The organism is Streptococcus infantis, from assembly GCF_047460825.1.
GTDB lineage: Bacteria > Bacillota > Bacilli > Lactobacillales > Streptococcaceae > Streptococcus > Streptococcus infantis_V.
In genome coordinates this window covers 1-9,893 of sequence record NZ_JASHFO010000045.1, presented here as the reverse complement: position 1 = coordinate 9,893, position 9,893 = coordinate 1, and the positions used below count along the sequence as shown (strand labels likewise).

Below are 9,893 nucleotides of genomic sequence, written 5' to 3'. Positions count from 1 at the left end.
TTTCCAAACATTGGAAGCTGTCATTGATAAGCTTCAAGAAGTTATTCTAGGACTGGAAAAAAATGTTTTAAAGTCAACTGTCAGCAGACAATGGACGAGGTTGCTTTTTGAAAATAATTGAGTATAATTCAACAAGGCCTATCACTTTGTTAGGAGTTTTGTCTGATCCAACGAATTCGTTAGATTCTTTTCTCAATACTAAATAATGGAGATAGAGGACGTTTTTCATGGATACGAATGATAGCATCTGCCAAAAGATGAGCGATAGAGATTTGCTCGATCTTATCAATCAAACGCTCTTCTGGTAGGTAGATAGTATCCAAAACAACCAATTTTTTAATAGCTGATTTTTGGATATTATCCATAGCAGGCCCTGAAAGAACTGGGTGCGTACAGCTTGCGTAAACTTCGACAGCACCAGCTTCAGCAAGAGCATCTGCTGCATGACAGATTGTACCAGCTGTATCGATCATATCGTCAATCAAGATACAAGTCTTGCCTTCTACCTTACCAATGATGTTCATCACTTCACTGGTATTCATCTTGTCTACGCTACGACGTTTGTCAATAATAGCAATTGGAGTTTTCAAAAACTCTGCCAATTTACGAGCACGAGTCACCCCACCATGGTCTGGGCTGACAACCACATAGTCAGAACCAACCATGCCACGACGCTCAAAATAGTCTGCAATCAAAGGAGCACCCATCAAGTGATCAACAGGAATATCAAAGAATCCCTGAATCTGCGCAGCGTGCAAGTCAATCGTCAACAAACGATCCACTCCAGCCACTTCTAGCATATTTGCTACAAGTTTTGAAGTGATTGGCTCACGCGCTCTAGCCTTTCTATCCTGACGTGCATAACCATAGTAAGGCATAACAACGTTGACAGATTCTGCACTGGCACGTTTCAAAGCATCTACCATAATCAAAATTTCTAGCAGATTGTCATTTACAGGTGAGCTAGTTGATTGTAAGATAAAGACGTGTTTTCCACGGATTGATTCTTCGATATTAACTTGAATTTCTCCATCTGAAAATTGACGTACGGTTGATTTTCCCAACTCTATCCCAATCTCTTGCGCCACACGCTCTGCCAATTCTCTATTTGAAGAAAGGGCAAACAGCTTTAAATCAGAAAAAGACATGATTTCCTCCAGTATTTATGTATCACTTGTGTTTTTTCACAACATTTTTCCAACTACCATTGTAGCGCTTTTTTCTCTATTTTTCAATAAAAAATAAGACAAGAGTGGACATTTATCCCCTTGCCTTGTGCTCATTTATATTCCCTATATTCAAGCAAAAATGTGACAACTTAGACATTCTATCTCATAGGAAGATAGGAACTCACAAAAGAAAAGTTAGTATACCTCTCTCATACTACCTGTATCCACGTCATAAACAGCCCCTGAAATAACTACATCATCTGGAATCAATGGGCATTCTCGAAGTAACTGCATATCCTCACGAACACTCTCCTCAACATCTTGAAAAGGGAGAAAATCTTGATTCGAGACATCAACCCCTAATTCTGTTTTTAAATGTTCTTGAAACTCTTCGTTTTGAAATGTTTGAGCACCACAGTCTGTATGATGAAGAACCACAATCTCTCTTGTTCCCATTTGTTGCTGGGAAATCACGAGTGAGCGAATCATATCGTCTGTCACTCGACCACCCGCATTCCGTAAAATGTGAGCATCTCCAAGTGCTAGCCCCAAAGCTTGTGCAACGTGCAAACGTGAGTCCATACAAGTCACAATGGCTACTCTTGTTTTCGGCTTGATTGGCAGATTTAACTGCCCATGCAGGGCAACATAAGCCTGGTTGGCTTGCATAAACTGTTCAAAATACGACATGACAACACACTTTCTTACTTTTAAGATAATTTGAAAACCAAATTATTTATCTTCTATCTTACCATCTTTTCTTTGTCTTGTCAGTTTTCAACTTCCATATAAAAAAACTAGAACAGAGACTTCTAGCATCTAGCTTAGGTCCCTATCCTAGTTTTTATTGTTATGATTCTTTTTGGATATACTTGTTGAGAGAGCCTGCAAAGCTTTGAAGATTGAGACTTTGTACATAAACCTCACCAGTACCTCGGAAGGTATTCACCACTCCTTCGCCTGTACCAATAGATTGCCAGAAACCATTTTCTAAGTGGATATGATAGTCCAAAGATTGACTCCAAGCCACCACATGGGCATTGTCAATAGTTATTTCTTGGTTTTGAAGCTCAATTTTCTTAATAGATCCAAAAGCATTAGCCAAAAGCGTTCCCTGACCTTGAGTTGTCATCACAAAGAGACCGCCTTGCCCTCCGAACAGAGCTTTCCCAATAGATTGGCGCTCCATTGTATAGAAAGCTGTACCATCAAGAGCTAGAAAGGCTCCATCATTCAATCGATATTGCTTTTCTCCTAGCTCGAGAGCAATCACTTGACCAGGAGTATCTGGTGCTAAAGCAAGGTTGCCGTTGTCAGACTCTGCAACTGCTTGAGTAATGAAGGTACTTTCGCCAGAAACCATAGAACGTCCCACAGCTTTGACAAAACGCCCCAAACCAGAACCACTAGCATTGAGCTGAGTATTGAGGCTGACATTAGGTGTATGGTAGACCATGCTACCGCGCTGGATATAGACGGTTTCTCCTTGATTGAGTGACAACTCTACCAAAGGAAATTGCATATGACTGTCCATAGAAAATTTCATCAGAAATTCCTCCTTGTTTTTAATAAATATTGGCTATAAAGTGTTTTGCAATATAAAACTGAGTACAACTATTAGGAGAATACTTTTTTCAAGACTTCTCCGATAGTTGTCACTCCAATCACCTGAATTTCCTTAGGCGGTTTGATTCCAGTCAAGGAATTTTTCGGTACATAGATTTTTGTAAATCCAAGCTTAGCAGCCTCATTGATGCGCTGCTCAATACGATTTACGCGCCGAATCTCTCCAGTCAAACCCAACTCTCCCACAAAACATTCCTGAGGATTGGTTGGCTTGTCCTTGTAGCTTGACGCAATGGCAACCGCAACAGCCAGGTCAATAGCAGGTTCATCCAATTTGACACCACCAGCAGATTTGAGATAGGCATCCTGATTTTGTAAAAGAAGCCCTGCACGTTTCTCCAAAACAGCCATAATCAAGCTAGCACGATTGAAATCAAGGCCTGTTGTAGTCCGCTTGGCATTACCAAACATAGTCGGTGTTACCAAGGCTTGAACCTCCGCAAGAATAGGACGGGTTCCTTCCATAGTCACCACGATGGACGAACCAGTTGCTCCATCTAAACGTTCTTCTAGGAAAACTTGACTCGGATTGAGAACCTCAACCAAGCCACCTGACTGCATCTCAAAAATCCCAATTTCATTTGTCGAACCAAAACGGTTTTTGACCGCTCTCAAGATACGGAAGGTATGGTGGCGTTCCCCTTCAAAGTAAAGCACCGTATCCACCATATGCTCCAACATCCGAGGCCCAGCCAAGGTTCCTTCCTTGGTCACATGCCCGACAATAAAGATGGCAATGTTATTGGTCTTGGCCAGCTGCATGAGCTCGGCCGTCACCTCACGTACCTGGGAAACAGAACCCTGAACTCCAGAAATCTCAGGAGACATGATAGTCTGGATGGAGTCAATAATGAGGAAGTCTGGCTGGATGCGCTCCACCTCTGTGCGAACACTCTGCATATTAGTCTCTGCGTAGAGATAAAACTCACTATCAATATCACCTAAACGCTCTGCACGGAGTTTGATTTGCTGGGCAGATTCCTCCCCACTGACATAGAGAACTGTCCCCACTTGAGACAGCTGGGTTGAGACTTGTAAGAGCAGGGTTGATTTCCCAATCCCAGGATCCCCACCGATAAGGACAAGACTTCCTGGTACCACACCTCCACCAAGAACTCGGTTAAACTCCTCCATCTCTGTCTTGGTTCTATTGACATTGATGGAGGTCACTTCAGCCAGTTTCATGGGCTTGGTTTTCTCACCTGTTAAGGACACACGCGCATTCTTGACTTCTGCAACCTCGACCTCTTCTACAAAAGAAGACCAAGACCCACAGTTTGGACAACGTCCTAGATATTTAGGGGAATTATACCCACAATTTTGACATATAAATGTCGCTTTTTTCTTTGCGATGATAAACCTCTTTCTAAATCTCTATCTCACACTCAATCACTTGGCAAAAATCAATGGTTTCATTCGGTACAAATTGACGCATGAGCATTCGATGAGTGACAACAACGACTGTCTGATAGTCTCGATACTTGCCCATAGATTCTAGAAACCGAGACCTCATTTCCTCAGCTGTCTCATATTGAATAGGACTATTAGAAGGTAAGAATCCATTATTTCCTAGAAACAGAGTACGAGCTTTTTCAAAATTCTCTACTCCACTTTCATAGACTCGCCATTCATGCAATAATGGCTCCACTCTCAAAGGAAGTCCAGTAGCACGAGCCACATAGCTAGCAGTCTCTAAAGCTCTTGTGACTGCAGAAGAAACTAGTAGATCAGCTGAGTGTAGCAAAGAATGTTCGCTCAGTTCCTGAGCTTGCTGTCTTCCCTCCTCTGATAAGGGCGCCAAATCCATCCCGAATCCAGTATAGGAACGCTCCTCTAACTCACGGTAATCTGGTTCCCCGTGACGGACAAAAATAATTTTCATATTAAGATCCCCATAAAACTATCCAATCTTGATTCCGCAATCTTGCCACTGCTTCAGTGTTTTAGAGAATTTCTTCTGGTTGGCAACTCCGACAGCAGACAAATCGACAGAAACCTGATAATTCTCCTTGGTAGCTGCCAAAACGGAAGCCTTAACACAGCCATTGCCATCTACCCCTATAAACTCTATGCTTTTAGCACCGTTTTCCTCTAAAAAATCTTTTAAATCTAGATTAGTAAAGCAAGAAGCCCGACGCTTCTCAAAGATACGAGAAGATACAAGCAGCAAGCCGGTCGCAAATTTCTTCTTTCTGTCTTTTCTCCCCCGTCAAGGACACACGCGCATTCTTGACCTCTGCAACCTCAACCTCCTCAACAAAAGAAGACCAAGACCCACAGTTTGGACAGCGCCCTAAATACTTAGGGGAATTATACTCACAATTTTGACACACAAATGTCGCCTTTTTCTTTGCGATAATAAACCTCTTTCTATATCTCTATCTCACATTCAATCACTTGGCAAAAATCAATCTTATCATTTGGCACAAACTGGCGCATGAGCATTCCGTGAGTTACAATGATAATAGTTTTATAATTTTTATACTTTTCCAAAGCTCTTAAAAAACGATGACGCATCTCTAGATCAGTTTCATAGCGATAGGGAGAATCTTCAGATAAACCTCCTTGATGTTTTAGATAATATTCATGAGCTACCAATACACTAGTTAAATCAGAGTTAGTGCCATCTAAGTCTGGACGCCACTCATGAAAAAACGGCTCCACAAATAAGTCCAATCCTGTTTCAACTGCTATATAATGTGCTGTTTCTAAAGCCCTCGTCACAGACGATGAAATAATAATCTCTGCCTTTCCAAAACATGCAGTTTTAGCAGCTTCTTTTGCCAGACTGCGACCTTTTCCTGTCAATGGTGCTAAATCACGACCAAAACCACTATAGAGTTGCGGATTTTCAAGTTTATCAAGCATACTATAATCTGGCTCCCCATGACGTACAAAGATAATCTTCATCTTAGTGCCCAGTTGATCCAAATCCACCAGTCCGCACGCCATCTGCCGCATCGCCATCCGCAATCAAAAATGGAGCAAAGACAGCCTGAACCACACGTTCCCCAACTTCAAGAACAACCTCTTGGTCTGTGATATTCTTCATCTGAGCAAAAATATGTCCTTCATTTCCTGGGTTACCATAATAATCTCCATCAATGACACCCACAGAGTTAATCAAAACCAAGCCCTTCTTACGAGGGTTTGAAGAACGATCATAGAGGTAGAGAACCTCAGTCGGTTGCATATAGGCCTTAACCCCTGTTGGAACAAGGACAATCTCACCTGGAGCAATGACCGTACGCACCGCAACCTTTAAATCATAACCAGCCGCATGCGCTGTCTCGCGCTTCGGCAATAAATTTTCATCTGTAAAACTAGAAACTAATTCAAAACCACGAATTTTCATATTTTCCCTCTTTTTAATCTTTTATTCTAGGCTATTTTATCTTATTTATTCGAAAAAAGCACGAAAAATCTTCTATATAAAATAAAGAAAAGTGTCCTATCAAAAAGCAAACAATAAAATCATACAAAAAAATTTAAAGATATTTCAAATGTCCCTTATTTTCCCTTTTATTAACAAACTCATTCCTATTTAGCCACACTTAAACTATTTTCTTTAAAGCACAAAAAAAGAGCACACAATTCACTTCGCTTAGGGCTGCTGGATTCCTCCCCTGACCCGCTTCACGCAGAACTGTTGCTCCATTAGTTATTATACCACATTCCCAAAGATTTTAAAAGAGAAATTATTTTTTCCGTCGATTTCTAAAAAATTCCTGCATAATACCTGCACATTCACTCTCTAAAATCCCCGTCTCAACATCCACACGATGATTAAGACGCTCGTCTGTCAAGATATCATACAGACTTCCAGCTGCACCAAATTTCTGATTTTTAGCCCCATAAACTACCTTAGGGATACGAGCAAGCCCAATCGCCCCGCTGCACATCACACAAGGCTCAATAGTCACAAAAAGTGTGCAGTCGAGTAAACGCCAACTCTCTTCCCTCAAATTAGCATTCTCTATGGCCATAATTTCCGCATGCATGACTGCACGTTGCAATTCCTCGCGCGCATTATGACCTCTCCCGATGATTTTCCCATCCTTGACAATCACACAACCAATCGGGATTTCATCATTCTCTAAAGCAATCTCTGCCTCCTTTAAGGCCTCTCTCATAAATGCTTCTTTTTCTTCAACTGTATAATCCATAGCTTCTCTCTTTTCCTGCTTATTATCTTTTAAAATCTCTTCCAAATATATCAGAATTCCCTTAGCATTAATGTAATACTAACATCTGCAACTTCAAAATAATATTTTTATCGATTCATAACTAATTTACTCTTTAATTTTCACTGACTATCATCAATTTTATCATTATACCATGTTTCACTACATAAAAAAAGCCACCGAATGCGGTGACTTTATAGGGAGATTATTATGAAAAAGAAAAGTTTAGGATATTTGTTACAACAAGTTAGGAGGTCTTCTTGTAACTGTCTATAGTATAGCTGAACTATCTTAAACAAATCTTAAAAAATCTCTTATGACCAAACACTTTCTAAAATATTTGTTTGTTCACGACCAGGACCTACTGAGAAAGTAGAGATACGAACGCCAACCAATTCGCTAACACGACGAACATAGTTACGTGCATTTTCAGGAAGATCTTCCAAAGTACGTACTCCAGTGATATCTTCTGACCAACCTGGTAATTCTTCATAAATAGGTTTACAACGTTTCAATTGTTCAAGACTAGCTGGATAGTAGTCAATGCGTTGACCGTCAAGATCATAAGCAACACAGATTTTAACTGTATCCAAACCACTCAAAACATCGATAGAGTTCAAAGATAAATTTGTAATGCCAGAAACACGGCGACTATGACGCATCACAACTGAGTCAAACCAACCTACACGACGTGGACGACCTGTTGTAGTACCATACTCATGACCTACTTCACGAATGCGTTCTCCCACTTCATCAAACAATTCAGTTGGGAATGGACCATCACCAACACGACTTGTATAAGCTTTACATACACCTACAACCTTGTCAATCTTGCTTGGACCAACACCAGAACCAATTGTCACACCACCAGCAACAGGGTTTGAAGAAGTAACAAACGGATAAGTTCCTTGGTCAATATCTAACATGACCCCTTGTGCACCTTCAAAAAGAACACGTTTGCCATTATCAAGTGCATCATTCAAGATAACAGAAGTATCTGTTACATATTGCTTGATTTGTTGGCCATACTCATAATATTCTTCAAAAATATCATCAAATGAAATAGGTTCGCTATCATACAATTTTACAAATTGACGATTTTTCTCAGCAAGATTGCGTTCTAAACGTTCACGGAAAATCTCTTTATCCAAAAGATCTGCGATACGGATTCCAACACGAGCAGCCTTATCCATATAAGCTGGTCCGATACCCTTGATAGTAGTACCAATTTTATTTTCACCCTTAGCTTCTTCTTGCAAACGGTCTAACTCGATGTGGTACGGCAAAATAACATGCGCACGATCAGAAATACGTAGATTATCTGTTGTAACACCTTCATCATGAAGATAGCTCAACTCTTTCACAAGTGACTTAGGATTTACAACCATCCCATTCCCAATGACAGAAATTTTTTCAGGGAAGAAAATTCCAGAAGGAATCAAGTGCAACTTAAATTTCTTTCCATCGATCACAATTGTGTGACCAGCATTATCGCCACCTTGGTAACGTGCAATCACTTCTGCATTAGCTGAAAGGAAGTCTGTAATCTTCCCTTTACCTTCATCACCCCACTGGGTACCTACAACAACAACTGAAGTCATAATCTTGTCTGAGCCCTTAGGCTCTTCCTTTCTCACATACATGGCAGGAATCTCACCTGCAATTATATCTTACAATTTATTATAATAAAGATTCTCAATTTTTTCAAGACCAAAGACCAGAAACATTAGGGAATTAAAGAAAATTAGAAAATTAATATTAAAAAAATATTGTAAATTTATATTATGAAAAGAAAAAACTATAAAATCGTTCGGAAATATGAAAATTATAAATTATCCCCCAACCCAGTCATTTGAAATCAATAACTGTTCAATGTACAAACGGTAGCAAGCTCTATAGTGGTAAGAAAATAAAGGATGCATAATATCAAGCTTGTACCGAACTAAATAATATAGTAAAAATCGAAGATGAAAAACTTCCCATTCTAAATCATTATCTACTAAATAACTATATTCCTTTTCAATAACATCATAAAAATCAAGATATTGTTCATAAATCTGTTCAATCATTTTATTTGACTCCATTTCTATTGATAAAATGAGTATAACAAAAAAATAGAAGAAGCTGGGAGAATACTTCTATCATGTCCTATTGTGAATAGTAAAATTAATAACAGTTACAGAAAATTGACAGAACAGATATATAAAAATACATTTCAAAATAAAAAAGAACTATAGGAAAAATCATTGTAGAAAATATGGGAGCTAACTTAATTGAAAAAGAATCATAAGAACAAAAAAACAACCCCTCACAATCCATTAAAGATTTACTTCTGATACTCAATTAAAATCACAGAGCACTTTTTATTAATAACCTGCTTAAGAAATATCATGTTCAAAGTATAAACTTGAAAACTTATCATCCGATTGATGGACTTACCGTATTCTAATAAGTCAACGAAAAAGTTTTTAATAAAAACTAAGACATATATGTTTAAACATTGAAATTTCTACACTATTTGATTTTAAATGAGTGTGAAATCTATTAAATATACTACAAATAAATATACTACAAAATTACTTAAAATAAAAGAATCAAATATAACAAACTTATAAAAGATATTAAATATTAATAAAGAGCTAAATAAAAAAAGGATCAAGATGACCTCTGAAAGATAAATAAAAAAACGTTCCTTAGAACGTTTACATACTCCGCCAGTAGGACTCGAACCTACGACATCATGATTAACAGTCATGCGCTACTACCAACTGAGCTATGGCGGATTAAAGCTAAGCGACTTCCTTATCTCACAGGGGGCAACCCCCAACTACTTCCGGCGTTCTAGGGCTTAACTTCTGTGTTCGGCATGGGTACAGGTGTATCTCCTAGGCTATCGTCACTTAACTTTGAGTAA

10 protein-coding genes, 1 tRNA gene, 1 rRNA gene, 1 other RNA gene and 2 pseudogenes are annotated in these 9,893 nt (G+C 39.1%); all 15 read right to left on the bottom strand.

All coding sequences use genetic code 11. The annotated features are described in order from the left end of the window. Positions 1-179 precede the first annotated feature (179 nt). The 15 genes and pseudogenes from QM911_RS09445 to rrf all read right to left on the bottom strand — a co-directional run bounded on the left by QM911_RS09445 (position 180) and on the right by rrf (position 9,883). The gene (locus QM911_RS09445) at positions 180-1,148 is read right to left on the bottom strand and encodes a ribose-phosphate diphosphokinase (RefSeq protein ID WP_414313835.1); all 969 of its coding nucleotides are present in this window, start codon (positions 1,146-1,148) and stop codon (positions 180-182) included. A 216-nt stretch (positions 1,149-1,364) separates the two neighbouring features. Continuing rightward, entirely contained in the window at positions 1,365-1,859 is a 495-nt protein-coding gene (locus QM911_RS09440) for a beta-class carbonic anhydrase (RefSeq protein ID WP_414267699.1), read from the bottom strand. A 160-nt stretch (positions 1,860-2,019) separates the two neighbouring features. Beyond that, the gene (locus QM911_RS09435; protein WP_000672725.1) at positions 2,020-2,715 is read right to left on the bottom strand and encodes a TIGR00266 family protein; all 696 of its coding nucleotides are present in this window, start codon (positions 2,713-2,715) and stop codon (positions 2,020-2,022) included. Between the two features lie 71 nt (positions 2,716-2,786). After that, positions 2,787-4,151, bottom strand: a complete 1,365-nt coding sequence (radA, locus tag QM911_RS09430) for a DNA repair protein RadA (RefSeq protein ID WP_373115590.1) — start codon at positions 4,149-4,151, stop codon at positions 2,787-2,789. Between the two features lie 10 nt (positions 4,152-4,161). Continuing rightward, positions 4,162-4,677: a histidine phosphatase family protein gene (locus tag QM911_RS09425; protein WP_049509166.1), complete on the bottom strand. Its 516-nt coding sequence runs from the start codon at positions 4,675-4,677 to the stop codon at positions 4,162-4,164. 18 nt (positions 4,678-4,695) lie between these two features. After that, positions 4,696-4,998, bottom strand: a pseudogene (locus QM911_RS09420) (isochorismatase family protein); the annotation flags it as partial. Further along, positions 4,994-5,155, bottom strand: a pseudogene (locus tag QM911_RS09415) (DNA repair protein RadA); the annotation flags it as partial. The pseudogenes QM911_RS09420 and QM911_RS09415, both read right to left, overlap by 5 nt. A gap of 10 nt (positions 5,156-5,165) precedes the next feature. Further along, a complete protein-coding gene (locus QM911_RS09410; RefSeq protein ID WP_049509165.1) occupies positions 5,166-5,705 on the bottom strand; it encodes a histidine phosphatase family protein in 540 nt (179 codons plus the stop codon). A gap of 1 nt (position 5,706) precedes the next feature. Beyond that, complete coding sequence (locus tag QM911_RS09405; protein ID WP_000701987.1) at positions 5,707-6,150, bottom strand: dUTP diphosphatase; 444 nt, start codon at positions 6,148-6,150, stop codon at positions 5,707-5,709. A 213-nt stretch (positions 6,151-6,363) separates the two neighbouring features. Next, positions 6,364-6,461, bottom strand: an RNA gene (gene ffs, locus QM911_RS09400) — signal recognition particle sRNA small type. Positions 6,462-6,493: 32 nt separating this feature from the next. Continuing rightward, entirely contained in the window at positions 6,494-6,961 is a 468-nt protein-coding gene (tadA, locus tag QM911_RS09395; RefSeq protein WP_049509164.1) for a tRNA adenosine(34) deaminase TadA, read from the bottom strand. Between the two features lie 332 nt (positions 6,962-7,293). Further along, entirely contained in the window at positions 7,294-8,580 is a 1,287-nt protein-coding gene (locus QM911_RS09390; protein WP_025171244.1) for an adenylosuccinate synthase, read from the bottom strand. A gap of 231 nt (positions 8,581-8,811) precedes the next feature. Further along, positions 8,812-9,048, bottom strand: a complete 237-nt coding sequence (gene comW / locus QM911_RS09385) for a sigma(X)-activator ComW (protein WP_049503840.1) — start codon at positions 9,046-9,048, stop codon at positions 8,812-8,814. Between the two features lie 640 nt (positions 9,049-9,688). Then, a tRNA-Asn gene (locus QM911_RS09380) sits at positions 9,689-9,762 on the bottom strand. 5 nt (positions 9,763-9,767) lie between these two features. Then, a 5S ribosomal RNA gene (rrf, locus tag QM911_RS09375) occupies positions 9,768-9,883 on the bottom strand. Positions 9,884-9,893: the final 10 nt, after the last annotated feature.

Bases quoted from the DNA above. Each gene is read 5' to 3' on its own strand.
- QM911_RS09445 (WP_414313835.1), bottom strand. From the start codon at position 1,148: ATGTCTTTTTCTGATTTAAAGCTGTTTGCCCTTTCTTCAAATAGAGAA.
- QM911_RS09440 (WP_414267699.1), bottom strand. From the start codon at position 1,859: ATGTCGTATTTTGAACAGTTTATGCAAGCCAACCAGGCTTATGTTGCC.
- QM911_RS09435 (WP_000672725.1), bottom strand. From the start codon at position 2,715: ATGAAATTTTCTATGGACAGTCATATGCAATTTCCTTTGGTAGAGTTG.
- QM911_RS09425 (WP_049509166.1), bottom strand. From the start codon at position 4,677: ATGAAAATTATTTTTGTCCGTCACGGGGAACCAGATTACCGTGAGTTA.
- QM911_RS09410 (WP_049509165.1), bottom strand. From the start codon at position 5,705: ATGAAGATTATCTTTGTACGTCATGGGGAGCCAGATTATAGTATGCTT.
- QM911_RS09405 (WP_000701987.1), bottom strand. From the start codon at position 6,150: ATGAAAATTCGTGGTTTTGAATTAGTTTCTAGTTTTACAGATGAAAAT.
- tadA (WP_049509164.1), bottom strand. From the start codon at position 6,961: ATGGATTATACAGTTGAAGAAAAAGAAGCATTTATGAGAGAGGCCTTA.
- QM911_RS09390 (WP_025171244.1), bottom strand. From the start codon at position 8,580: ATGACTTCAGTTGTTGTTGTAGGTACCCAGTGGGGTGATGAAGGTAAA.
- comW (WP_049503840.1), bottom strand. From the start codon at position 9,048: ATGATTGAACAGATTTATGAACAATATCTTGATTTTTATGATGTTATT.